Origin of the sequence: Bradyrhizobium sp. HKCCYLS2038 (genome assembly GCF_051167655.1) — a bacterium.
Lineage (GTDB): Bacteria > Pseudomonadota > Alphaproteobacteria > Rhizobiales > Xanthobacteraceae > Bradyrhizobium.
The window spans coordinates 701274-723406 of the sequence record NZ_JBNPTM010000004.1; the positions used below are offsets into that span (position 1 = coordinate 701274).

The 22133-nt window shown below is 65.0% G+C and carries 27 protein-coding genes; 17 read left to right on the plus strand and 10 right to left on the minus strand.

Going from position 1 to position 22133, the window contains the following annotated elements; all coding sequences use genetic code 11:
• Positions 1–151 precede the first annotated feature (151 nt).
• The 8 genes from rpsP to ACQR1I_RS21155 all read left to right on the plus strand — a co-directional run bounded on the left by rpsP (position 152) and on the right by ACQR1I_RS21155 (position 6441).
• Positions 152–484 (plus strand): 30S ribosomal protein S16, encoded by a 333-nt coding sequence (gene rpsP / locus ACQR1I_RS21120; protein WP_015663540.1) that lies wholly within the window; start codon positions 152–154, stop codon positions 482–484.
• Positions 485–612: 128 nt separating this feature from the next.
• Complete coding sequence (rimM, locus tag ACQR1I_RS21125; protein WP_434866468.1) at positions 613–1131, plus strand: ribosome maturation factor RimM; 519 nt, start codon at positions 613–615, stop codon at positions 1129–1131.
• 202 nt (positions 1132–1333) lie between these two features.
• Positions 1334–2023 (plus strand): hypothetical protein, encoded by a 690-nt coding sequence (locus ACQR1I_RS21130; protein ID WP_434866469.1) that lies wholly within the window; start codon positions 1334–1336, stop codon positions 2021–2023.
• A gap of 55 nt (positions 2024–2078) precedes the next feature.
• Positions 2079–2798: a TapB family protein gene (locus ACQR1I_RS21135; protein WP_434866470.1), complete on the plus strand. Its 720-nt coding sequence runs from the start codon at positions 2079–2081 to the stop codon at positions 2796–2798.
• A gap of 110 nt (positions 2799–2908) precedes the next feature.
• Positions 2909–3685, plus strand: a complete 777-nt coding sequence (gene trmD, locus ACQR1I_RS21140) for a tRNA (guanosine(37)-N1)-methyltransferase TrmD (RefSeq protein WP_434866471.1) — start codon at positions 2909–2911, stop codon at positions 3683–3685.
• 109 nt (positions 3686–3794) lie between these two features.
• Entirely contained in the window at positions 3795–4178 is a 384-nt protein-coding gene (rplS, locus tag ACQR1I_RS21145; RefSeq protein ID WP_015663536.1) for a 50S ribosomal protein L19, read from the plus strand.
• 445 nt (positions 4179–4623) lie between these two features.
• Complete coding sequence (leuC, locus tag ACQR1I_RS21150) at positions 4624–6030, plus strand: 3-isopropylmalate dehydratase large subunit (RefSeq protein ID WP_434866472.1); 1407 nt, start codon at positions 4624–4626, stop codon at positions 6028–6030.
• Between the two features lie 195 nt (positions 6031–6225).
• On the plus strand, positions 6226–6441 hold the full coding sequence (locus ACQR1I_RS21155) for a hypothetical protein (RefSeq protein WP_434866473.1): 216 nt from the start codon (positions 6226–6228) through the stop codon (positions 6439–6441).
• 99 nt (positions 6442–6540) lie between these two features.
• Here the strand turns inward: ACQR1I_RS21155 and ACQR1I_RS21160 are convergent, their stop codons facing one another.
• Positions 6541–7236 carry a hypothetical protein gene (locus ACQR1I_RS21160; protein ID WP_434866474.1) on the minus strand — a complete coding sequence of 232 codons (696 nt, stop codon included), beginning with the start codon at positions 7234–7236 and terminating at the stop codon, positions 6541–6543.
• Between the two features lie 177 nt (positions 7237–7413).
• Between ACQR1I_RS21160 and ACQR1I_RS21165 the strand changes: the two genes are divergently transcribed.
• Complete coding sequence (locus ACQR1I_RS21165) at positions 7414–7707, plus strand: DUF1330 domain-containing protein (RefSeq protein WP_434866475.1); 294 nt, start codon at positions 7414–7416, stop codon at positions 7705–7707.
• A gap of 47 nt (positions 7708–7754) precedes the next feature.
• Here ACQR1I_RS21165 and ACQR1I_RS21170 read toward each other — a convergent pair whose 3' ends face one another.
• The 3 genes from ACQR1I_RS21170 to ACQR1I_RS21180 all read right to left on the minus strand — a co-directional run bounded on the left by ACQR1I_RS21170 (position 7755) and on the right by ACQR1I_RS21180 (position 8893).
• Positions 7755–8024 (minus strand): hypothetical protein, encoded by a 270-nt coding sequence (locus ACQR1I_RS21170; protein WP_434866476.1) that lies wholly within the window; start codon positions 8022–8024, stop codon positions 7755–7757.
• A gap of 85 nt (positions 8025–8109) precedes the next feature.
• Positions 8110–8400 carry a hypothetical protein gene (locus ACQR1I_RS21175; RefSeq protein WP_434866477.1) on the minus strand — a complete coding sequence of 97 codons (291 nt, stop codon included), beginning with the start codon at positions 8398–8400 and terminating at the stop codon, positions 8110–8112.
• Positions 8401–8581: 181 nt separating this feature from the next.
• Positions 8582–8893, minus strand: a complete 312-nt coding sequence (locus ACQR1I_RS21180) for a hypothetical protein (RefSeq protein WP_434866652.1) — start codon at positions 8891–8893, stop codon at positions 8582–8584.
• 145 nt (positions 8894–9038) lie between these two features.
• Between ACQR1I_RS21180 and ACQR1I_RS21185 the strand changes: the two genes are divergently transcribed.
• The 5 genes from ACQR1I_RS21185 (at position 9039) to ACQR1I_RS21205 (ending at position 11939) form a co-directional block, all read left to right on the plus strand.
• Entirely contained in the window at positions 9039–9437 is a 399-nt protein-coding gene (locus tag ACQR1I_RS21185; RefSeq protein WP_434866478.1) for a metallopeptidase family protein, read from the plus strand.
• Positions 9438–9530: 93 nt separating this feature from the next.
• Positions 9531–10133: a 3-isopropylmalate dehydratase small subunit gene (gene leuD, locus ACQR1I_RS21190; protein ID WP_434866479.1), complete on the plus strand. Its 603-nt coding sequence runs from the start codon at positions 9531–9533 to the stop codon at positions 10131–10133.
• An 84-nt stretch (positions 10134–10217) separates the two neighbouring features.
• Positions 10218–11015 (plus strand): hypothetical protein, encoded by a 798-nt coding sequence (locus ACQR1I_RS21195; protein WP_434866480.1) that lies wholly within the window; start codon positions 10218–10220, stop codon positions 11013–11015.
• A 99-nt stretch (positions 11016–11114) separates the two neighbouring features.
• On the plus strand, positions 11115–11531 hold the full coding sequence (locus tag ACQR1I_RS21200) for a hypothetical protein (RefSeq protein ID WP_434866481.1): 417 nt from the start codon (positions 11115–11117) through the stop codon (positions 11529–11531).
• Between the two features lie 36 nt (positions 11532–11567).
• Positions 11568–11939 carry a c-type cytochrome gene (locus ACQR1I_RS21205; protein ID WP_434866482.1) on the plus strand — a complete coding sequence of 124 codons (372 nt, stop codon included), beginning with the start codon at positions 11568–11570 and terminating at the stop codon, positions 11937–11939.
• Positions 11940–11951: 12 nt separating this feature from the next.
• On the opposite strand, the gene ACQR1I_RS21210 is transcribed toward ACQR1I_RS21205, so the two are convergent.
• Positions 11952–12830: an HpcH/HpaI aldolase/citrate lyase family protein gene (locus ACQR1I_RS21210; protein WP_434866483.1), complete on the minus strand. Its 879-nt coding sequence runs from the start codon at positions 12828–12830 to the stop codon at positions 11952–11954.
• Between the two features lie 102 nt (positions 12831–12932).
• On the opposite strand from ACQR1I_RS21210, the gene ACQR1I_RS21215 reads away from it, so the two are divergent.
• A complete protein-coding gene (locus ACQR1I_RS21215) occupies positions 12933–13577 on the plus strand; it encodes a carbonic anhydrase (protein WP_434866484.1) in 645 nt (214 codons plus the stop codon).
• A 72-nt stretch (positions 13578–13649) separates the two neighbouring features.
• On the opposite strand, the gene ACQR1I_RS21220 is transcribed toward ACQR1I_RS21215, so the two are convergent.
• A complete protein-coding gene (locus tag ACQR1I_RS21220; protein ID WP_434866653.1) occupies positions 13650–14183 on the minus strand; it encodes a TIGR00645 family protein in 534 nt (177 codons plus the stop codon).
• A gap of 379 nt (positions 14184–14562) precedes the next feature.
• Entirely contained in the window at positions 14563–15597 is a 1035-nt protein-coding gene (locus ACQR1I_RS21225; RefSeq protein ID WP_434866485.1) for an aspartate-semialdehyde dehydrogenase, read from the minus strand.
• A gap of 114 nt (positions 15598–15711) precedes the next feature.
• On the opposite strand from ACQR1I_RS21225, the gene ACQR1I_RS21230 reads away from it, so the two are divergent.
• Positions 15712–16518: a hypothetical protein gene (locus ACQR1I_RS21230; RefSeq protein ID WP_434866486.1), complete on the plus strand. Its 807-nt coding sequence runs from the start codon at positions 15712–15714 to the stop codon at positions 16516–16518.
• 228 nt (positions 16519–16746) lie between these two features.
• The gene (locus ACQR1I_RS21235) at positions 16747–17127 is read left to right on the plus strand and encodes a hypothetical protein (RefSeq protein ID WP_434866487.1); all 381 of its coding nucleotides are present in this window, start codon (positions 16747–16749) and stop codon (positions 17125–17127) included.
• A 1283-nt stretch (positions 17128–18410) separates the two neighbouring features.
• Here the strand turns inward: ACQR1I_RS21235 and ACQR1I_RS21240 are convergent.
• The 3 genes from ACQR1I_RS21240 to ACQR1I_RS21250 form a co-directional block, all read right to left on the minus strand.
• Positions 18411–19352 carry an ABC transporter substrate-binding protein gene (locus ACQR1I_RS21240; protein ID WP_434866488.1) on the minus strand — a complete coding sequence of 314 codons (942 nt, stop codon included), beginning with the start codon at positions 19350–19352 and terminating at the stop codon, positions 18411–18413.
• 98 nt (positions 19353–19450) lie between these two features.
• Positions 19451–20494, minus strand: coding sequence for an ABC transporter permease (locus ACQR1I_RS21245; RefSeq protein WP_434866489.1), 1044 nt, complete (start codon positions 20492–20494; stop codon positions 19451–19453).
• A 4-nt stretch (positions 20495–20498) separates the two neighbouring features.
• The gene (locus ACQR1I_RS21250) at positions 20499–22010 is read right to left on the minus strand and encodes a sugar ABC transporter ATP-binding protein (protein WP_434866490.1); all 1512 of its coding nucleotides are present in this window, start codon (positions 22008–22010) and stop codon (positions 20499–20501) included.
• Positions 22011–22133: the final 123 nt, after the last annotated feature.

The window sequence follows — 22133 nt, forward strand, 5'->3', positions numbered from 1 at the left end:
CTCCATTCGTCATTCGGGGGCGCGCGCGGCGCGAGCCCGGAATCCATAACCACGATCGTGCGTATGGATTCCGGGCTCACCGCTGCGCGGTGCCCCGGAATGACGGCTTAGCTGACACCAAACCCTTCAATCGACACTCAGGAGAACTTTCATGTCCGTCGTCATTCGTCTCGCCCGTGCCGGCACCAAGAAGCGCCCGGTCTATCACGTCGTCGTCGCCGACTCGCGCTTCCCGCGTGACGGCCGCTTCATCGAGCGTCTCGGCCATTTCAATCCGCTGATGCCGAAGGACAACGAGGCGCGCCTCAAGCTCGACATGGAGAAGGTGAAGGCCTGGCTCGCCAAGGGCGCCCAGCCGTCCGACCGCGTCGCCCGCTTCCTCGATGCCGCCGGCGTCAAGAAGCGCGAAGCCCGCCAGAACCCGATCAAGGCCGTGCCGCGCAAGGAGCGCAAGGCGCAGGCCGAAGCCGCCGCCAAGGGCTAACGTCCTTTGACGATCGTGGCCTCATGCTTCGAGACGCACGGCTCACGCCGTGCTCCTCAGCATGAGGATCTGGCTCCTCGTCCTGAGGAGCGCGCCGCGGCGCGCGTCTCGAAGGACGAGGCCTCCTGATGTCCAAGCTCATCTGCGTCGCCAAGATCGGCGCCGCGCACGGCGTGCGCGGCGAGGTTCGCTTATGGACCTTCACCGAGGATCCGCTGGCGGTGCTGCATTACGGCCCCCTCACGACCAAGGACGGCAGCCGATCGTTCGAGGTCGCCAAGGCGCGCGAGGCGAAGGACCACCTGGTCGCGAGCATCAAGGGCATCACCGACCGCAATGCCGCCGAGCGGCTCAACGGCGTCGAGCTCTACGTTCCGCGTGACCGCCTGCCCGAGACCGGTGACGACGAATACTACCACGCCGACCTGATCGGCCTCGCCGCGGAAACCACCGCAGGCGCGCCACTCGGCCGCGTGCTCGCCATCCACAATTTCGGCGCCGGCGACATCATCGAGATCGCTCCGCCCTCCGGCAGCACGCTGATGCTGCCCTTCACGAATGCTGTGGTGCCGACGGTCGATCTGAACGGCGGCCGCGTGATCATCGAGCTGCCGCCGGAAATCGAGGGTGAGGAGCGCGAGCCCTAAATCAGCTTCGCCGCCCGGCCCGTCGTGCGACTAATGCACGACGGGTAGCAACCCAGCCTCGCTCACGGCTTTTCCCGGCTCCACGCCGCCGAGCCTGGAAATATCCGCTTGCAATGAGACATACATTGACGCACCGGTAGTTCCACTGAGGTGGAACTTTCGCTGCTTCGATATTCAACTTATAGTTGTTTTTGGGGGACGCATGTCACGCTGGGTGGTTCTTGCCGTCGCTGGGCTCATGGGAAGTGCACAAATCGCTTCCGCCCAACCCAATGATCCGCCGACAGCCCAGGCTACTCCCGCCGACTCAACGAAGTCGACGGAGAGTCAGGAAGAACCTCTCGTCGGCGACCATTGGACCTATGACATCCGTGACGAGATCACCGGCGACTTCAAATCGACCATCGTGCAGACGATCACAGACGTCACGGCCACGGAAATCAGCATCCGTGTCACCGCTCTTGGAAATAACAACACGAACTTCCTGACCTTCGACCGCGCTTGGAATCTGAAGAACAACGGAACCTGGCGCTACACCCCGAACGACGGCACAGGCGTCGCAAACGCGCTGGCGCCGAACAAGACTTGGGCGCTGAAATCGACAGAGGTTAATTCCTCCGCCGGCGCGATGTGGAAGCGATCTGGCACGTCGAAGGTGCTCGGCCAGGAGAGCCTCACGACACGCGCCGGAACGTTCGATGTTTTCAAGATTCAGACCACCGTCCATCTGCAGAACAGCAACGACCCGACCAAGAAGCTCGATTTCGTGCAACTGACTTGGTACTCGACCGCGGTCAACCATTGGGTCAAGCGCACGAGCGAAACGCGCATCGACGGCAAGCTGCGCGAGAAGAGCTCTGCGGAATTGGTCGAATATGGCCGCCGCGATTGATGATTGATTCCAATTCGAGCTGCACGCTGGGATCCAGCATGAATCTCGACTCACGATGAGCATCTGGACGGAGGGGGACTTTGAGATGCGTTACGCGCTGATTGGGTTGTTGGGACTATGGGCGGGCAGCGCGGCTGCACAACAAGCGGCAACGCCCGCAGCTTCCGGACAGGGAAAGCCGGAGCAGGCCCGACCAGCCTCCATGGAAGAGCCACGAGCGGGGGACCATTGGACCTGGGAGGTGCACGATGAGATCACCGGCAAGCTGCTGGAGCCGCGCGAAGAGGTCGTGACCGAGGTCAATGCCACCGAGATCGCTGTTCGTTTTTCGCTCGTCGGAACGACGAGGAACGCACTGCGGTTGTATGATCGATCCTGGAACTTGAAGAGCACCTCACCCTGGACGTTCAATCCGAACGACGGCCAGGGCATCAAGGCGCCGCTGAAGGTCGGCGCCGGCTGGACATTCAAGTCCGAGGACAAGAACGCAGACAATCACATCGTCCTGAAGCGAAGCGGCACATCGAAAGTCGTCGCGCAGGAGACAGTGACGACCAAGGCTGGCACGTTCGAGACGTACAAGATCGAGACCAGCTATACATCGCGCCTTGCCAACCCGACCGCCGGCGTCAACGAGACCACGGTTCAGACGTGGTACGCCCCATCGATCGATCACTGGGTCAAGAAATTGCAGGTCACCCGGGTCGACAAGCACCTCAAGACCCAGGAAAGCATCGAGTTGGTCGATTACGGCCGAAAGGCAGGGGGGAGCTGATCGCGCCAGACGTCAAGCGCATGGCGGCGACGCCGGTGGCAAGCGCGAAACGATGCGGCGACGTCGGATGGAGGCTCGATCTCACCGCCTCCATGCCTTAACAGACCGTCATGACCGTTTTGCCTCCACCGTCCGCCGCGCCCTGGCGCGCCACCGTGCTGACGCTGTTTCCCGAGATGTTTCCCGGGCCGCTCGGCGTGAGCCTGGCCGGCCGGGCGCTGGCCTCCGGCATCTGGGCACTGGAGCCGCGCGACATCCGGGCGTCGGCCACCGATAAGCACCGCAGCGTCGATGACACGCCGGCCGGCGGTGGCCCCGGCATGGTGCTGCGCGCGGACGTGCTGGCCGCGGCGATCGACGCTGCGACGATCGCGCCGGAACGGCCGAAGCTGCTGATGAGCCCGCGTGGTCGGCCATTGACCCAGGCGTTCGTCCGTGAGCTCGCCGCGGGCCCGGGGCCGCTGATCGTGTGCGGCCGCTTCGAGGGCATCGACCAGCGCGTCATCGACGCCCGCGAGCTGATCGAGGTCTCGATCGGCGACTACGTGCTGTCGGGCGGCGAGATCGCGGCGCTGGTGCTGATCGACGCTTGCGTGCGGCTGCTGCCGGGCGTGATGGGCAAGCTCGAATCGGGCACCGACGAGAGCTTTTCCGACGGCCTACTGGAGTACCCGCAATACACCCGCCCACAGTCGTTCGAGGGCCGTACCATTCCGGACGTGCTCACATCCGGCGATCACGCCAAGGTCGCAGCCTGGCGGCGGGCGGAGGCCGAGGCGCTGACGGAGGCGCGACGACCCGATCTGTGGGCTGAATGGCAGGCCCGGCACGGCCGAGAACAAAGCGGGTCCCGCCAAAAAGCGCCAAAAAACACGACAGACGGGTGACAAGCCTTCCGCTTTGCCTTATAGGAGCGCCCAATTCCGCAAGTGACGGCAGGAACAAGCGCAGCCCCCGCGTGACCCGGCTGGGCGCGCCGCCGATGGAGATTTACCCGTGAACCTGATTCAGCAGCTCGAAAAAGAGCAGTTCGACAAGCTGTCCGCCAACAAGACCATTCCGGAGTTCGGCCCGGGCGACACCGTGATCGTGAACGTGAAGGTGGTCGAAGGCGAGCGCACCCGCGTGCAGGCCTATGAGGGCGTCTGCATCGGCCGTTCCGGCGGCGGCATCAACGAGAGCTTCACCGTCCGCAAGATCTCCTACGGCGAGGGCGTGGAGCGCGTGTTCCCGATCCTGTCCCCGATGATCGACTCGATCAAGGTCGTGCGCCGCGGCAAGGTGCGTCGCGCCAAGCTGTATTACCTGCGCCAGCTGCGCGGCAAGTCGGCCCGCATCGTCGAGAAGCAGGACCGTCAGCAGACCGCGGTCAACGAGTAATCGTTGCTTCCAATGGATTGACGAAAAGCGCGGGCTGGCCCGCGCTTTTTTGTTTCGAGGCACCGTCATTGCGAGCGAAGCGAGGCAATCCAGGGCCGAGCAAGGATTCTGGATTGCTTCGTCGCGGAGCCTGTCATCGGGCCGCGCTTTGCGCGGACCCGTTGGCTCCTCGCAATGACGCCCGGAGAGAAACGCATCTCGCACTCCCCAGCCTGCGTGCTATATATCCCCCTGAAATGGTTCTAGATCGCACCAGCATGGCCTGCCGCCGCGTCGTCATCGACGATCATAGCCGGCTGCCCGGGCGGTTCTTCGGACGGTTCGCGACGTCTGCGACATCCGAGCTTAGGCGCGCGCTGTAAGCCGCAGCGCCTCTTCCTGATTGTTCGCGCGTGCCCGTCACGCGTCCTGTTTCAAACCTTAAGATTCCCGGGAGCATTCGCTCATGTCGAAACCGACCACGCTGTACGACAAGATCTGGAACGACCATCTGGTGCACGAAGCCGAGGACGGCACCTGCCTGCTCTACATCGACCGCCATCTGGTCCACGAGGTCACCTCGCCGCAAGCGTTCGAAGGCCTGCGCATGACCGGGCGCAAGGTGCACGCGCCGGAGAAGACGCTGGCCGTCGTCGACCACAACGTGCCGACCACCGATCGCTCCAAGCCGAACCCGGATCCGGAGAGCATCGAGCAGATCAAGGCGCTGGCCGAGAACGCCAAGGAGTTCGGCGTCGAATATTACAACGAGTTCGATCGCCGCCAGGGCATCGTCCACGTCATCGGCCCGGAACAGGGCTTCACGCTGCCGGGCACCACGATCGTCTGCGGTGACAGCCACACCTCGACGCACGGCGCGTTCGGCGCGCTGGCGCACGGCATCGGCACGTCAGAGGTCGAGCACGTGCTGGCGACGCAGACGCTGATCCAGAAGAAGGCGAAGAACATGCGCGTCACCGTCGACGGCAAGCTGCCGGACGGCGTGACGGGCAAGGACATCATCCTCGCCATCATCGGCGAGATCGGCACCGCGGGCGGCACCGGCTATGTGCTGGAATATGCCGGCGAGGCGATCCGCGCGCTGTCGATGGAAGGCCGCATGACCGTCTGCAACATGTCGATCGAGGGCGGCGCCCGCGCCGGCCTGGTCGCGCCGGACGAAAAGGCCTACGACTTCCTGCGCGGCCGTCCCAAGGCGCCGCAAGGTGCGGCCTGGGATGCGGCGATGCGCTACTGGGAGACGCTGCGCTCCGACGAGGGCGCGCATTTCGACCACGAGCTGCGGCTCGACGCCGCCAAGCTGCCGCCGATCGTGACCTGGGGCACCTCGCCCGAGGACGTGATCTCGATCACCGGCATGGTGCCGGATCCGGACAAGATCGCCGACGAAGCCAAGCGCATCTCCAAGCATCGCGCGCTGAAGTACATGGGCCTGACCGCGGGCACGAAGATCACCGATATCAAGCTCGACCGCGTCTTCATCGGCTCCTGCACCAACGGCCGCATCGAGGATCTGCGCGCGGCGGCCAAGATCGCCGAGGGCAAGACCGTCTCTGGCCATGTCAACGCGATGGTCGTGCCGGGCTCGGGCATCGTCAAGGAGCAGGCCGAGGCCGAAGGTCTGGACAAGATCTTCATCAAGGCCGGCTTCGAATGGCGTGAGCCGGGCTGCTCGATGTGCCTCGCCATGAACCCGGACAAGCTGGCGCCGGAAGAGCGCTGCGCCTCGACCTCGAACCGCAACTTCGAGGGCCGCCAGGGCTTCAAGGGCCGCACCCATCTGGTGTCGCCCGCAATGGCCGCCGCCGCCGCGATCGCTGGCCACTTCGTCGACGTGCGCGACTGGTGCTAAGGGCCAACTTCGCCGGCGGCCGACGCTGCACGGCGGCCGATCTACGAACGAGCGCGGTGGCTTCGAACGAGGCCGCCGCGTTTTCATTTCGACTCAACCTCGACGCGGCCAGGCAAGGGCTTCTTAAACTTCTTGGCGCACGATCCTACCACCGGGCGCAACGCGTCTGCGGAGGAACGTGCCGAGGAGCCTGCCATGGCCAATAAGCCGGAATACGTCGACCTCATCCGCGACGCGACAAGCCAGCGCCGCAAGACTCCGCCTGCCAAGATCATCGCCAAGGCCGAGGCACCGAAGGAGGAGCGCCGGCTGTCGAACTGGCCGCCGCAGCGCTTCGCGAAATGGCGGCTTGAGACGTTGACGCCCTGGCGGCTGAGCATGAAGAACTGGCAGTTCAAGGACTGGCTCTGAGCGTCGCGGCGTCTTGGCGGCAAACGGACTCATTGCGCCCAAACGAGAGAAGGACGCCGTCGGGCGTCCTTCGATGTCTCGGTGCAGGTCTCTGCGTCGTCAGTAGTAGCGCCAGTGATGGCGGTGGTGACGATGGTGCCACCGGTGATGATGACGCCAGTGGTGACCTCGCCAGTGCCGGTAGTGGCAGATGCGGCGCGGTCCGTAATAGGTATAGACGATACGGCAGCGGCGATAGGGATAGTAATAGCCCGTCGTATAGGTCGGAGTGTAGTAGCTGCGATAGCCGTAGAAGTGCCGGCGGTGATGGTGGAAATACGGCCGGTAGGCGTAGTGCGGGCGATGATGATAGCCGCCGCCGTAGAATGCCGGCCGCGGACCGCCACCGTGAAACACGGGACGCGGACCGCCACCGCCGAAGGCGTGACCTCCGCCGCCGTGGAACGCCGGACCACCGCCGCCTCTGAACATTCCGCCGCCGCCATGGAAGGCGGGAGCGGCATGGAAGCCGCCGCCTCCGCCGTGGAAACCGCCACCACCGCCGTGGAAGCCACCACCGCCGCGGAACCCGCCACCGCCGCCGCCGTGATGTCCGCCGCCGCCTCCGCCATGGCCGCCACGGACTTGAATCGTGAGAGCATCACGAGATGTCTGAGTCGATGGTCCCGCACCGGGACTGACCGGCGACATCGCAGACGCGGGCCGACCGGATGCGCCCGCGATCAGAAACAGTGTTGCCGCCGCCAAGCCGAGGCGACGAGCAAGACCAGCGCGCTGGTCCTTCATCCTCATCATGGTCCCTTCTCCCTGAATGCTGTGCACGATGGACCCATGCAGCGCCGATGCTGGTCGTCCGATCGATGGATTGGCGCACCCCCGAACATGAACGTAGAGATAGCGACGTGAATGCGGCATGAATGATGCACGTCTCGCGCGCATCTGCGGCGTGGCGTCGCGGCAGAGGACGAGCGCATGAGTGTCTACGTCGTCGTTCAACTCAAGATGACGGATCGCGCTGCCTACGATCGCTATCAGGCGCGCTTCTTCGACGTGTTTCGCAACTTCAACGGCCGGCTGCTCGCTGCCGATGAGGCACCCGTCTTGGTCGAAGGATGCTGGGACGGCGACAAGATCGTCCTGATGTCGTTTCCCGACGAGCGCGACTTTCGCGCCTGGTCGAATTCACCCGCGTATCAGGAGATCGCGAGCGACCGCAAAGCCGGCGCCGAGGCGGTCGTGCTTCTCGTGAGCGGGCTCGGCCACTGACTCCACATTCATGCGATCTACGAACGGCTGCCCCATCATTGCCAGGATCATTCGTAGAATGGCGTGAACAACACGAACGGGCCCGGCGCATAGGCGGGCGCGTAGTCCAAGGGACGACCATAGTAGCGTGGTACGGCCGATGAGGCATGCATCGGCTTGGGCCAGCGGCCATGCCGGCCCGCTGAGGGCTTGGTCGCGGTCAACTTCGTTGCCAGTTCGACCGAGGTGGCGCGGACGGGAGACGTTGCGGCGGATGCTGCAAGCAGCGCGGCACCGATGCCGATGACGAACCTGGCCTTGCGGATGAAAGACGCCATGGCAGACCCCATTGCCGTCCCTATCAAGCTACAGGCCCGCGATGCGGGCCTGTTCGACGTCGATCATGGATCGAACGGCAGCAGATCACCAGTGACGGTGATGCCGGTGCCATGCGCGCCGCGGATGCCAATGACGCCGCGGATGCCAATAGTGGCGGCGCGGATGCCAATGGCGACGGCCGTGCCAATGCGCCTGCGTCGTCTCCTGCGCCGCTCCCTGCTGCACCGACGTTGCGGCGCCCGGGTTGATCAGCGACAGCGCCTGAGCGCGTTCGGCGGGCGCAGCCATCGCCAGGACGGCACCAATGGCCGCGATGCCCAACAGCTTCGTCACAGTCATGTACTTCTCCTTGCATCGCATCACGTCGAGCACCATGCCCCCACCGCATCAGTCGATCGGCAGCCGCAGCAGCGCGACGCAGATCAGTCTCGGACGAGCGACGTGAATGGGACATGAAGACCTGCGCAGGAAGCAGAATGCCAAATGGCCGCGCGCGGTTCCGCCGCACCGCGCGACAAAATGCGCCGGGGACCGATGCTGCGGCGGGAACGCCGGATCAGCCGCGCCGCCAATAGCAGCTCATATGCGGCACGATGACGGTGCCGCTCGGCCGATGCTCTTGAACGTAGGCCGCATTGCAGACCCTGACAGCATTGGGGCCTGGATTGTAGCGCGGCACGACATCGGGCTCCCAGTGCCCCTGATAGCGCGGATAGATCAGAACACGCCGCGGACGCCGCTGCGCCGAGACATCCGTCATCTCGTTGCCCTGGACGGTCCGCAACTGCACGCCGCCGGCCTGTTCGGCCTGCGCGCGCGCCGAAACCAAGATCATGACAGAAGCTGCCAGCGCCGTTCCGGCCAGCATCACCGACATCCGTCTCATGCGAGACCCCCAAAACAAATCGTCCGCGGCGAACGGTCGCCGTTTTCACTCCCGGCGTCAACGGCAACTGAGACACATGTCGAGAACCCCGGATGCATCATGATCAAAGCCGGGCTAGAAGGCAGCCATGTGGACTGAATTGAAAGCACCCTCGTTGGCCGACATGGAAGCCATGGCGCACGAGATGTTCGAGCGTCTCCCGGACCATTTCCGCAAGATGTGCGAAGGCGTCATCATCCGGGTCGACGACTTCCCGACAGAGGAGGTGCTCGACGAGATGCAGGCCGAGAGCGAGTTCGACCTGCTCGGCCTGTTCCAGGGCACCGGGCTGCCGTTTCGCAGCGGCGACGACCTGCCGCGGCTGCCCAACATGATCTGGCTCTACCGTCGTCCGATCCTCGATTACTGGGCCGAGCATGACGAGAGCTTCGGCCATATCGTCCGCCATGTCCTGATCCACGAGATTGGCCATCATTTCGGAATGTCGGACGACGACATGGAAGCGATCGAGGCTTCCGCCGACTGACCGGGCTGCGGCCGGACATGGGGATTTGGTCTTTATCCGCCCGCCCAATCGGGCTAAACAGCGGCCTGCCCGATACTCTCGAAGGTGCTTTCGATGGACAAGTTCACCACGCTGGAAGGCGTCGCCGCGCCGCTGAAGATCATCAATGTCGACACCGACATGATCATTCCCAAGCAGTACCTGAAGACCATCAAGCGCACCGGCCTCGGCAAGGGCCTGTTCTCCGAGCAGCGCTACAAGGACGACGGCAGCGAGAACCCGGATTTCGTGCTCAACCAGCCGGCCTATCGCAATTCCAAGATCCTGGTCGCCGGCGACAATTTCGGCTGCGGCTCGAGCCGTGAGCACGCCCCCTGGGCACTGCTCGATTTCGGCATCCGCTGCGTGATCTCGACCTCGTTCGGCGACATCTTCTACAACAACTGCTTCAAGAACGGCATTCTGCCGATCCGCGTGTCGCAGGCCGATCTCGACAAGCTGTTCGACGACGCCGAGCGCGGCGCCAACGCGACCTTGACGATCGACCTCGCCGCCCAGGAGATCCGCGGCCCCGACGGCGGCACCGTCAAGTTCGACATCGATCCGTTCCGCAAGCACTGCCTGCTCAATGGGCTCGACGATATCGGGCTGACCTTGGAGAAGAAGGCCTCGATCGACAGCTATGAGGCCAAGCTGGCCGAGCGCGCCTGGGCCTGAGCCCCGCCTGACGGCAGAGAGTTCGCGGGCCCCGGACCTCGTCCGGGGTCTTGTTTCGAGAGCACCCCGAACACAGGTCCGCCGTTGCCGCGCGTCTTGCCCGAGGTCGTGACGTTCTGGCGCGGCCCACTCGACCGGCTGCGCCAGACCTGCCTGCGCTCGCAGCTGGCTGCCGGCCACAAGGTCACGGTCTACAGTTTCGATCCGCTGCCCGGCCTGCCCGATGGCGTTGGCAATGCCGATGCCGAGGCCGTGCTGCCTTACGCATTCTCCGAGCGTCTCAGGCCGCCGCAGCCGGACGGCAGCTGGCGCGACTGGACCACGCTGCAGTTCAGCGACTTCTTCCGCATGCGGCTGATGGCCCAGCGGGCCGGGCTCTGGCTCGACGCCGATGTGCTCCTGCTGCGTCCCGTCGAGATCGACCCCGCCTTGCCCACCTTCGCCTGGGAACGGCCGCGGCAGCTCGGCAATTCGGTGCTGTACCTGCCGCCGGACGACCCGATCGTGGCCGAGTTCGCCGCGCTGATAGCCCAGGACGTGCTGACGCCGAACTGGCTGTCGCTGCGCCACCGGATCACGTTCGCGCTGCGACGGCTGCGCGGCGGCTCCGACCGCCTGTCGGACATCCGCGTCGCCATCTTCGGCCCGGCCGCGCTCACCGCCCTGGCCGGGCGCCACGGCTCGCTGCGCCACGCGCTGCCGAAGCGCAGCTTCTATGCCGTCCACGCCGAGCCTCGGGCGTTCTTCGATCCGTCCGACTTCTCCGGCCTGATCAGGGATCCCGGCATCGTCGGCCTGCACATCTCGCCCAAAGGCCGCGGCGGCGAGGCGCCCATCCCGGGCAGTCTCTATGCGTGGGCCACCGAGCGGTTCGGCGCCTGACGACCTGCGCCTCCGGCAGGGCCGTTGCGCTGCTTGATCTACCGCAACGTTCGTCTCGCCGGCCGGTGTTTGATTGCAGGCAATCATCGGAGACGTGCCATGCCTGCCCAAGCCAAGCCTTATCCTCGGGTCCAGTTCCTGATCGACACCTTCGCGCAATGGCTGCGGCACCGGCGCGAGCTCAGCGAGCTGCGGCAGCTGGATCGCGACGATTTCGAGCGCATCGCGATGGACCTGCAGGTTACTCCGTCCGATCTCGACGAGTTGGTCCGCCATGGCGAGCACGCCGCCGACGAGCTGCCGCTGATGCTCAAGGCGCTCGGCATCGACGAGGCCGCGCTGTCGCGGGCGGAGCCGCTGGTGCTGCGCGACATGGAGCGGGTCTGCGCGATGTGCAAGGACAAGCCGCGCTGCCATCGCGATCTCGCGGCGGGCAAGGCCGGCGAGCATTATGAGGAATACTGCCTCAACGCTCCGACCATCGACCGCCTCGGTACCGGCATCGTCAAGCACTGATCGCCGTCCGCCCTTCCACTTCAGCGGAGCAACGCGATGAGTCGGCCGAATCTCCACCGCAACACTTGGCTCCATGTCGGCGCCGCGATCCTGCTCGCGCTTGCCGCGATGCTGCTGATCCGGCTGCACTACGCGGGCGGCGCGACGCCGGCGGACCAGAGCGTGCAGGCCGGCCGCAAGCTGGCGGAAGCCTGGTGCAGCCCCTGCCACGCCATCGACGCCAGCGGCGCGCGCAACCAGACCAGGACGGCGCCGGATTTCGCCGCTGTCGCCAACATGCCGTCGACGACCGAGCTGTCGCTGAAGGTGTTCCTGCAGAGCAGCCACCCGACGATGCCCAACGTCATCCTGACGCCGGAGCAGCGCGGCGATCTCGTCAACTACATCCTCAGCCTCAGGCAGATCTGACGCGGCCTCCAGCTACTTGCCCACCGCCGCGATCGCATCCGCGATCGCGATCGTGCGCTTGGCCATCTCGGCGTGCAGCCGCTCGACCATGCGTCCGTCGAGCTGGATGGCGCCGCGCGACGCATTTTCCGGCAACTCGAACGCGGCGAGGATCTTGCGCGCCTCGGCGACCTCGGCCACGGGCGGCGTGAAGATCGCGTTGCAGGCGTCGATCTGACCGGGATGGATCAGGGTCTTGCCGTCGAAGCCGAGGTCGCGGGCCTGGATGCATTCCTGCGTGAAGCCGTCGGTGTTGGCGAAATCGCTGTAGGGCCCGTCGAGAATCTCCAGCCCATGCGCGCGCGTCGCCAGGATGCAATGGCTGATCATCGGCAGCATCGTCGAACGTCCCGGCACCATGCGGATGCGGGTCTCGCGCGAGATGTCGTTCGGACCGAACACGAAGCCGGCCAGACGTGACCCCGCCTCGTGCACCGTCGCGGCGAGCAGGTCGGCATCGAGCACGGACCGCGCGGTCTCGATCATCGCCCACACCTTCAGCGCCGGATCGGCTCCGACCTCGGCGAGACGGTTGGTGACCGTGTGCAGATCCTCGACGGTCGACACCTTGGGAACCAGGATGCCGTCGGTCGCCGCCTGTCCGGCCATGGCGACATCGTCGCTCCACCACGGCGTATCCAGGCTGTTGATGCGGATCAGCAGTTCCCGCTTGCCGTAGCCATCAGCCGCGACCGCCTTGGCGATCTGCTCGCGCGCCGCCGCCTTGGCGTCGGGCGCCACCGAGTCTTCGAGATCGAGGATCAGGCCATCGGCCGGCAGGTTCCGCCCCTTCTCCAGCGCGCGCGCATTGGAGCCGGGCATGAACAGAAGACTGCGGCGCGGGCGGATCATGTCGGCGTTTCCCTTGGTTTATCGAGGCGTCCCGCGATACCATTTCGGTCGCCGGGCCGAAAGGCTTGTTTCCCGACAGCCGCATGTGTTTAGGCAGGGCCCATGATCTCGTTTCCGCATCGTCTGCTCGAGGGCTATCGCGCCTTCACCACCCAGCGCCTGCCGACCGAACAGAGCCGCTATCTGGAGCTCTCGGAACGTGGCCAATCCCCCGAAGTGATGGTGATCGGCTGCTGCGACTCCCGCGTCTCGCCGGAGGTGATCTTCGACGTCGGCCCCGGCGAATTGTTCGTGCTCAGGAACATCGCCAATCTGGTGCCGATCTATCAGCCCGATGCCAACGCCCACGGTGTGTCGGCGGCGCTGGAATATGCCGTCACGGTGCTGAAGGTGAAGCACATCGTCATTCTCGGCCATGCCCAGTGCGGCGGCATCCGCGCCTTCGTCGACAAGGCGGCGCCGTTGTCGCCGGGCGACTTCATCGGTCGCTGGATGTCGATGTTCATCAAGCCCGGCGAGGTCGTCGAGCAGCGCGACCGCGAGAGCTTTCAGGACTTCGTCACCCGGATCGAGAAGGCCGCCGTGTTCCGCAGCCTCGAGAACCTCATGACGTTCCCGTTCGTGCGCAGCCGCGTCGAGGCCGGCGACCTGCAGCTCCACGGCGCCTATTTCGGCGTCGCCGAGGGCTCGCTGTTCGTGCTGGACAAGGTGGCGAAGGAATTCAAGAGCGCGCGCGCAGGCGAGTAGCGAATTGGGGGGTGCGAGTAGATTCGATCTCAATTCCCTATTCGCCATTCGCTACTCTCTATTCGCCCCTCATCAATGCTCGCCTGACCATCGATCCGACAGCGCCAGCATCAGGGTCGACACCACGAAGGTCATGTGCACGCCGACCAGCCACGCGAGCTTGACCGAGTCGTAGCCGGCGTCGAGGTTCATGAACGCCTTCAACAGCTGGATCGCCGAGATCGCGACGATCGAGGCCAGCAGTTTCTGCTTCAACCCGGCGAAGTCGACCTTCGTCATCCATTCCGGCCAATCCGGATGGCCGTTCGGATCGATGCGCGAGACGAAGTTCTCGTAGCCGGAGAACACCACGATCAGCACGAGATTTCCGGTGAGGCAGACATCGATCAGGCTGAGCACGCCGAGGATGATGTCGCTCTCCTTCGCGCTCGGCAAGTGGACGATGTTCTCCCACAGCAGCAGCACGAACTTGAACAGCAGCACGGCGAGGCTGACGACGAGGCCGACATAGAACGGCGCCATCAGCCAGCGGCTCCTGAACAGGAAGCCTTCGAGCCCGCGCTCGATCGCCGACGGCTTGTGCTTGTCCGAGATGGACGCCGGCACCGTTGCCGGCTCGGTCGGTTTGCTGTCAGCCACGTTTCGATCCCACCCGAATCCGCTCTGTCGTCCTACACATCATGCAGCCCGCCGGCTGCAAACCTCGCCCCACTTGCGGCAGGGCCATCGCGTATCGAGATACAATACAGGGCTGTCCCAACGAACAACCCTGCTGATGAGTTACTCCGTCATGCCCGGGCTTGTCCCGCCTGCGCGGCCGTAGCCGCTTCGGCGCGGCGAAGGCCCGGGCATCCACGCCGTTCCCAGGATGCCGAACCGCGTGGATGGCCGGGACAAGCCCGGCCATGACGACGTGGAGACAGTCGAAGGCAACACTATAGCCTCCATCTTGGGAGCGTACCGGCGGCTCCCTAACGGCGACCTCTCACGCCGCCTTCTTCTTCGCGGTGATCAGCTTGCGGTTGATCAGAACCTCGGCGATCTGGATCGCGTTCAGCGCCGCGCCCTTGCGCAGATTGTCGGAGACGCACCAGAAGGCGAGACCGTTCTCGACGGTGGCGTCCTCGCGGATGCGGCTGATATAGGTCGCGTCCTCGCCGGCGGCCTCATAGGGCGTCGCGTAGCCGCCCGGCTCGTGCTTGTCGATCACGAGACAGCCCGGCGCGCGGCGCAGGATCTCGCGCGCCTCGTCCGCCGTGATCGGCTGATCGAACTCGACATTGACTGCTTCGGAGTGACCGACGAACACCGGCACGCGCACGCAGGTGGCGGTCAGCTTGATCTTCGGATCCAGGATCTTCTTGGTCTCCGCCATCATCTTCCACTCTTCCTTGGTGAAGCCGTCTTCCATGAAGACGTCGATGTGCGGGATGACGTTGAAGGCGATGCGCTTGGGGAACTTCGTGTTGACCAGCTCATCATTGGTGTAGACGGCCTTGGTCTGCGAGAACAATTCGTCCATCGCGTCCTTGCCGGCGCCGGAGACGGACTGATAGGTCGAGACCACCACGCGCTTGATCGTCGCCTTGTCGTGCAGCGGCTTCAGCGCGACCACGAGCTGCGCCGTCGAGCAGTTCGGGTTGGCGATGATGTTCTTCTTGGTGAAGCCGGCGGCCGCGGCGGCATTCACCTCCGGCACGATCAGCGGCACGTCGGGATCCATGCGCCAGGCCGACGAATTGTCGATCACCACGGCGCCGGCGGCGCCGATCTTCGGCGACCATTCCTTCGATACCGATCCGCCGGCGGACATCAGGCAGATGTCGACATCGGCAAAATCGTAGTGCTCGAGCGCTTTGACCTTCAGCGTGCGATCGCCATAGGACACCTCGACGCCGACGCTGCGGCGTGAGGCGAGCGCCACGACCTCGTCGGCGGGGAATTTGCGCTCATCGAGGATGTTGAGCATTTCCCGTCCGACATTGCCGGTCGCGCCGACCACTGCGACTTTGTAACCCATCGTTCACTCTCCGAAGAAATATGGCCGACCGCGTTTATCAGCGGAAACGGAAGCGGCAGCGCTTCTATGCGAGAAACGTCCCTGACACAACGTTACCACGATGTCTCGCATTCGATGCTTCCCGATTCGGCCAGAACAGCCGCCGCGCCCCGCAATCCCCCGATCTCGTCGGCCCTCAGGGCCGTGGTCGATGAGATCTGCGGGACGTTCGCGCGCCTGTTCGCCTATGTGGGGGCTCTGGCGCTGATCGCCATGCTCGGCGCGGCAGCCTGGAACCACCTCGACGGCGGCGACGGGGCCGATTTCGCGACCCGGCCGGGCTGGACCGCGGCCGACGGCGCCGTTCCGGCGTTTTCGCTCCGCCTCACCGACCAGCCCGACAAGACCGCGACTTACACCGTGCTCACCCATGCGGCAGGCGGCCGCAAGGACGTGCTGCGCTGGGGCGAGCGGGCCGGCCGGCCAGCAGCCGAAATCGAAGTCTACCGGATCGGACCGGAGCGCGAGGGCATGCGCAACCCGGTCGGGCAGCTCGCGTCGCGCATGGGTCGCCACGCGCCCGATCTCGAAGCGGCGGGGATCGTCGATAGCCGGTTCGGCCCGGTCAGCCTGCTGCGCCAGGCCGGCACTCCGGACGGCCCAGGCGCCTGCCTCGGCTTTCTGAAGACGATCGCCGTCCCGGCGCTGCGCATTTCCGGATGGTCCTGCCAGGGCGTCGCGCTGCAGACCCGCCGCGCCGCGGTCGGCTGCATGCTCAACCGCCTGACCCTGCTGTCGTCGTCCAGTCATGACCCGGCCCTGACCGAGCTGTTCGCCCAGGCCGAGCCGCGCCGCACCGACTGCGATGCGCCTGGAGTCGCCAAGACCCTCAACGACTGGATCAGCGCGCTCGACAATCCCAGGCTGCGCGGGCCGCTCTGAGCCAGCGGATCGCGTCGGTCCGTTGCGGACTGTTTCGGACCCTGTCCGAATGTTCGGCGCTCGCGGCAAGTTACGGATTTTGATGCAACTTTCCCGCCACAGCGGGAATTTATCTTGGCCTTCGCCGCCGGAATGACCTTGTGATGCCACAGCCGACGCAGATATTGTGCGGGCCAAATCATGCGCATGGCGAGCGCCCGCCCCTTTTGGCGCGAGGAAGAGGACGTGATGATTGAATTTTCTGCCATGACCCGGGCCTTGACCTTGGCGGCGGTCGCCGTGACCGGTCTTGCTGCGGCGTCGCTTGCCGTCACGTCCGCTGATGCCGCCCCCAGCAAGCGCCGCGTGACCGTGGTCAGCACCACCGGCAGCCCGAACTATTCCTACCAGGCCGGCCCGCGTACCCGAGTGTTCGTCAGCAAGCGCTCCTTCCTCGACGGCGGCACCGAGGTCCTGCCCGGCGATCGCAAGTTCACCGATTATGCGTTCCCGCCGGCCGCCGGCTATCCGTCGTTCGCCCGCGAGAACCTCAACCGCCCGATCGACCGGCAGCCGCTGATGGCGCCGACCGATCTCGGCGGCTATCCGCGGGGCATTCCGCTGTACTGAGCGGCACGGCATGATTGGATGAGGGAAGGCCGGGCTCTGCCCGGCTTTTTCGTTTCGGGGATCGCCGTTGGCGGCGCGTCCTGCCCGTTGCGCGTCGGCGGTGACCGTTCGGAGACATGGCTGACACATCAACGGCATCCATGAGCCTAGCGTCGGCCGCATGCCATTCGGCGTCATCCCGGCGAACGCCGGGATCCATAACCACCAACTACCGTTGCCGCCCGATCCGGTAGTTCCAGCGTGCCTCACATCGACTTCGGTGGCTATGGGCCCCGGGTCGGCGCCACGCCAACGCATGCGCGTCGGTGTGGCTTGCCCAGGACGACGACGGAGTTTGGTGTCGCGCGCTTTCATCCTCGCGCCCGCGTTTCGCGTCCGAGCCTTGGTTGTCTCGTCGCCCTCTCAAAGCAAGGGCGCAGGGAAGGCCGGGCCTCGGCTGAGGCCCGTGGCCCCCGTGCGGAAAGAATGCACGGGGCAGGAACCACAGGTACAGCCGGCTTGACCCGGCCCTCCCTACGCGATGGCTTTCACGCTTACTCTGCGCTCTCCCCGGTGTCCGGCTTGTTAGCCACCGTCGCCCAGCGGATCATCATCACCACCGAACTTGGCGCCAGCTTCGGGGCGCCAGGACCACGCAGCTTCACGTCCGCAAGAGCCTCGTTCGTCCGCACATCCAAGGACATGCTGCGAGCCCTCGCGGCCACCGCATCCCCGCCTCACGCCTCGTGACGATCGCGAAACGCCCCTTTAGCGAGACGGGATGGCATGAGAGAACACGAATTCTGAAATAGAGAAAGAGCAAATTCTGGTGCGGGCTGGGCGATCGAGCTCATCGGATTGAATGCGCAGGTGAAATGAGTTTTTCGGCGCAGCCGCTTTTTGGCCCGACTACAGGAGATCGCTCTCGTCGAGCCGCGTAATCGCGCAAAACGAGGAACTGATTTGCCCGACGAGCAGTGTTGGCTCGTGAAGTTCCGGCGGTAGCAAGAACAAGGCCGTGGTACTTGGACCTCAAAAAATCGAGCGCGGTGCCAGTGAATGCGCAATCTCCCCTTGTGGGAGAGGGCATGTAGGACAGCGCGGCAGGTTCGGTTTGGTGAGGAGTATCTCACCACGATTGACACCCGCGGAGAGATACCCCTCACCCAACCGCATGCTTGGATGGGCCGTACATGCCCTCTCCCACAAGGGGCGAGGGCGCTGTATCGCACGGCTCGCTGAGGAGCTCGTTGGCTTGGGCGGACAACGACGTACTCACACTCTTTGCCCGACCTACCTCATTCTCAGTCGTACAGCACCGCCGCAATCTTGGCGTCGCCGATGTTGGACTTGTCGTACCAGTAGAAGCCGGTGTCGGTGACCTTGGGCAGCTTCTCGCCCTTCAGCGCCTTGACGGCGGCGTCGACGGTGCAGCTGCCGATGCCGATCGGGTTCTGGGTGATGGCACCGGCCATCTCGCCCGAGTTGATCGCGGCCTTCTGCTGCTTGCCGGAATCGTAGCCGATCACGACGATCTTCTTCTTCATCTCCTTGACGCCGTTGAGCACGCCGATCGCCGAGCCTTCGTTGGCGCCGAAGATGCCCTTGACGTTCGGGTTGGCCTGCAGGATCGACTTGGTGATCTCGGTCGACTTCAGCTGATCGCCGCCGCCATACTGCACGCTGACGATCTTGATGTTCGGATGCTTGTCCTTCATCTGCTTCAGGAAGCCGTCGCGACGGTCGATGCCGGTGCGGCTGGTCTGGTCGTGCACGACGACGGCGACCTCGCCGGCATCGCCGATCAGACCGGCCATCTTGTCGGCAGCGAGGCCCGCCGCGGCCAAGTTGTCGGTGGTGCAGGTCGTCAGCGGGATGTCGCTGTCGACGCCGGAGTCGAACGCGATCACCGGGATCTTGGCGGCTTGTGCCTTCTTCAAGAGCGGAATGGCCGCCTTGGAGTCGAGAGCGGCAAAGCCGATCGCCTGCGGCTTCTTGGCGAGCGCGGCCGAGAGCATGTCGATCTGCTTGTCGACCATGGCCTCGGTTTCCGGCCCCTCGAAGGTGATCTTGACGCTGGCGGCTTTCGCGGCCTGCTCGGCGCCGAGCTTCACGGCCTGCCAGAACTGGTGCTGGAAGCCCTTGGACACGAGCGGGATGTAGACGTCGTCGGCGCGGGCGCCTGCGGACACGCCGGCAGCGATGAGGGCGCCGAGTGCGACGCCCAGGAGATGCTTCTTCAACATGGGGGTTCCTCCGTTGGTGATGCTGATTGTCTCGTTTTGGCGATGGTTCTCGTTGCAATGGCCGCCGCTGACGACGGCCAGCGTGGTCTCCTCTGGCGTTAGGCGCGGTTTCGCCTGAGCATGTCGGCGTAGACGGCGAGAATGATGATGATGCCGGTGACGACGAACTGCCATTCCTGAGCCACCGAGAGGATCCGCAGGCCATTGGTCAGCACGCTCATGATAAAGGCGCCGATGATGGTGCCAAGGATGGTGCCGGTGCCGCCGCTCAGCGACGTGCCGCCGATCACCACCGCGGCGATGGCATCGAGCTCATAGCCTTGGCCGAGTGCCGGCTGCGCGGAGTTGATGCGCGAGGCGAGCAGCAGGCCGGCGACACCGCAGATCGCGCCGCCGAGGCCGTAGATGATGATCTTCCAGCGATCGACATTGACGCCGGAGAGCCGCACCGCCTCCTCGTTGCTGCCGATGGCGAAGGTGTAGCGGCCGAGCGCGGTGCGGTTGAGAACGATGGAGGCCAGGATTGCCATCACGATCAGGATCAGCGCCGCATTGGGAATCGGCAGGTCCGGCACGACAACGCCGAGCAGCGAGTCCTGCGAGATCATCGAGAAGTTCTCGGTGTTGGTGAAGTAGATCGGCTTGCTGCCGGAGACGACCAGGGCCAGCCCCTTCAGCACCAGCATCATGCCGAGCGTCGCGATGAACGGCGGCACCTTCATCTTGGTGATGACCGCGCCCGACAGCGCACCTGACAGCGCGCCGGTGACGATCGCAGCAATGACGCCCGTCCACATCGGCAGCTCCCAATAGGTCAGGAACACGCCCGCCATGACCGCGCAGAACGTCATCAGCGTGCCGACCGACAGATCGATGCCGGCGGTGATGATGACGAAGGTCGAGGCGATCGCCAGCACGCCATTCACTGCGGTTGCCTGCAGGATGTTGATCATGTTGTCGGTCTGCATGAAGGCCGGCGAGGCGAAGCTGAAATAGATCATCAGCAGCACCAGGCTTGCGAAGGCCAGCAGCTTCTGCAGCGCCGCCGGACCGAGCAGCCGGCGGCGCAACGCGGACATCGCGCCCGACCCGCCTGCGGCGAGGCCGTCCTTGTGATCCTTGACCAGTGCGGGGTCGCTCATGCCGTCAGCCTGCCTTCATGGTTTCGCGCTGGGTGGCCAGCTGCATGATCCGCTCCTGCGTGGCCTCGTCCGGCGACAACTCGCCGGTGATGCGGCCCTCGCACATCACGACGATGCGGTCGCTCATCCTGATCACTTCCGGCAGCTCCGAGGAGATCATCACGATCGCCTTGCCCTGGTCGGCGAGCGCGCGCAGCAGCCGGTAGATCTCGTTCTTGGCACCGATGTCGATGCCCCGCGTCGGCTCGTCGAAGAACAGGATGTCGCAATCGCGATCCAGCCATTTGGCGATCACGATCTTCTGCTGGTTGCCGCCGGACAGAAGCCGCACCTGCTGCGACGCCGACGGCGTGCGGATGTTCAGCATCCTGATGAAACGGCCGGCGGTGTCGCGGATCGCGCGCTTGCGCAGCATGAACTTCATCGCGAGATAGCTCGCGAGATTCGACATCACGACGTTGGACTCGACGTCCATGCCGGTGGCCAGCCCGAAGCGCTTGCGGTCCTCGGAGAGATAACCGATGCCATGGGAGACCGCATGCGCCGGGGTGCGGATCGTCACGGCGCGGTCGTTGACGCGGATCTCGCCGGTGGGCACGGCGTCGGCGCCGAAGATCGCGCGCGCCACCTCGGTGCGGCCGGCGCCCATCAGGCCGGCGAAGCCGAGGATCTCGCCCTTGCGCAAGGCGAAGCTGACGTCACGCACCAGCGGTCCGCAATTGAGGCCGCGCACCTCGAGCGCGATCTCGCCGGCGGGCTGCGCGCCGGCCACGCGCGCGTCGCTCAAGGTGCGCCCGACCATCATGCCGATGATGGTCTCGATCGGTGTGGTCGCGGCCGGCACGGTGGCGACATACTCGCCGTCGCGCAGCACGGTGACGCGATCGGAGATCTGCTTCAGCTCATCCATCTTGTGGGAGATGTAGACGATGCCGACGCCGCGCGCCTTCAGTGCGCGGATCATCTTGAACAGCTCGGCGATCTCGCGATTGTTCAGCGCTGCCGTCGGCTCGTCCATGATCAGGACGCGCGAGTTGAACGACAGCGCCTTGGCGATCTCCACCATCTGCTGCTTGGCGACGGTGAGACCGCCGACGACGGTGCGCGGGTCGATCGCCAGGTTGAGCTGGGCGAGCAGCTCGGCGGCCTGCCGGTTGAGCCGGTCCTCGTCGAGCAGCAGCCCGAACGCCTTCATCGGCTCGCGGCCGATGAAGATGTTCTGCGCCACCGTGAGGTGGTTCATCAGCTGCAGTTCCTGATGAATGATGCCGATGCCGGCCGCCTGCGCCTCGCGCGGCCCAGGGAAGTCGACGCTCGCGCCGTCGTACACGATCTCGCCGCTGTCCTTGCGGTAGACGCCGGCGAGGATCTTCATCAAGGTCGACTTGCCGGCGCCGTTCTCGCCCATCACGGCATGGACCTCGCCCGCAACCAGGTCGAAGCTGATATTGTGCAGCGCCCGCACGCCGGGGAAGCTCTTGCACAGGCCGTGAACGGAAATGAGCGGCGCGGTCATGCGTCAGCGCGCGCGATGAAGCAGGCCGCGCGCCGCCGCCGCAGCGTGGCCCCGCGACTGGCGGCGACCCCATGCATGGCAAGCGACATATCGTATCGCAGCCGCGATCACATTCGTCCTCCC

What these genes read in the sequence shown, in the direction of transcription:
- rpsP (WP_015663540.1), top strand. Translation starts at nt 152, where the DNA reads ATGTCCGTCGTCATTCGTCTCGCCCGTGCCGGCACCAAGAAGCGCCCG.
- rimM (WP_434866468.1), top strand. Translation starts at nt 613, where the DNA reads ATGTCCAAGCTCATCTGCGTCGCCAAGATCGGCGCCGCGCACGGCGTG.
- ACQR1I_RS21130 (WP_434866469.1), top strand. Translation starts at nt 1,334, where the DNA reads ATGTCACGCTGGGTGGTTCTTGCCGTCGCTGGGCTCATGGGAAGTGCA.
- ACQR1I_RS21135 (WP_434866470.1), top strand. Translation starts at nt 2,079, where the DNA reads ATGAGCATCTGGACGGAGGGGGACTTTGAGATGCGTTACGCGCTGATT.
- trmD (WP_434866471.1), top strand. Translation starts at nt 2,909, where the DNA reads ATGACCGTTTTGCCTCCACCGTCCGCCGCGCCCTGGCGCGCCACCGTG.
- leuC (WP_434866472.1), top strand. Translation starts at nt 4,624, where the DNA reads ATGTCGAAACCGACCACGCTGTACGACAAGATCTGGAACGACCATCTG.
- ACQR1I_RS21155 (WP_434866473.1), top strand. Translation starts at nt 6,226, where the DNA reads ATGGCCAATAAGCCGGAATACGTCGACCTCATCCGCGACGCGACAAGC.
- ACQR1I_RS21160 (WP_434866474.1), bottom strand. Translation starts at nt 7,236, where the DNA reads ATGATGAGGATGAAGGACCAGCGCGCTGGTCTTGCTCGTCGCCTCGGC.
- ACQR1I_RS21165 (WP_434866475.1), top strand. Translation starts at nt 7,414, where the DNA reads ATGAGTGTCTACGTCGTCGTTCAACTCAAGATGACGGATCGCGCTGCC.
- ACQR1I_RS21170 (WP_434866476.1), bottom strand. Translation starts at nt 8,024, where the DNA reads ATGGCGTCTTTCATCCGCAAGGCCAGGTTCGTCATCGGCATCGGTGCC.
- ACQR1I_RS21175 (WP_434866477.1), bottom strand. Translation starts at nt 8,400, where the DNA reads ATGGTGCTCGACGTGATGCGATGCAAGGAGAAGTACATGACTGTGACG.
- ACQR1I_RS21180 (WP_434866652.1), bottom strand. Translation starts at nt 8,893, where the DNA reads ATGCTGGCCGGAACGGCGCTGGCAGCTTCTGTCATGATCTTGGTTTCG.
- ACQR1I_RS21185 (WP_434866478.1), top strand. Translation starts at nt 9,039, where the DNA reads ATGTGGACTGAATTGAAAGCACCCTCGTTGGCCGACATGGAAGCCATG.
- leuD (WP_434866479.1), top strand. Translation starts at nt 9,531, where the DNA reads ATGGACAAGTTCACCACGCTGGAAGGCGTCGCCGCGCCGCTGAAGATC.
- ACQR1I_RS21200 (WP_434866481.1), top strand. Translation starts at nt 11,115, where the DNA reads ATGCCTGCCCAAGCCAAGCCTTATCCTCGGGTCCAGTTCCTGATCGAC.
- ACQR1I_RS21205 (WP_434866482.1), top strand. Translation starts at nt 11,568, where the DNA reads ATGAGTCGGCCGAATCTCCACCGCAACACTTGGCTCCATGTCGGCGCC.
- ACQR1I_RS21210 (WP_434866483.1), bottom strand. Translation starts at nt 12,830, where the DNA reads ATGATCCGCCCGCGCCGCAGTCTTCTGTTCATGCCCGGCTCCAATGCG.
- ACQR1I_RS21215 (WP_434866484.1), top strand. Translation starts at nt 12,933, where the DNA reads ATGATCTCGTTTCCGCATCGTCTGCTCGAGGGCTATCGCGCCTTCACC.
- ACQR1I_RS21225 (WP_434866485.1), bottom strand. Translation starts at nt 15,597, where the DNA reads ATGGGTTACAAAGTCGCAGTGGTCGGCGCGACCGGCAATGTCGGACGG.
- ACQR1I_RS21230 (WP_434866486.1), top strand. Translation starts at nt 15,712, where the DNA reads ATGCTTCCCGATTCGGCCAGAACAGCCGCCGCGCCCCGCAATCCCCCG.
- ACQR1I_RS21235 (WP_434866487.1), top strand. Translation starts at nt 16,747, where the DNA reads ATGATTGAATTTTCTGCCATGACCCGGGCCTTGACCTTGGCGGCGGTC.
- ACQR1I_RS21240 (WP_434866488.1), bottom strand. Translation starts at nt 19,352, where the DNA reads ATGTTGAAGAAGCATCTCCTGGGCGTCGCACTCGGCGCCCTCATCGCT.
- ACQR1I_RS21245 (WP_434866489.1), bottom strand. Translation starts at nt 20,494, where the DNA reads ATGAGCGACCCCGCACTGGTCAAGGATCACAAGGACGGCCTCGCCGCA.
- ACQR1I_RS21250 (WP_434866490.1), bottom strand. Translation starts at nt 22,010, where the DNA reads ATGACCGCGCCGCTCATTTCCGTTCACGGCCTGTGCAAGAGCTTCCCC.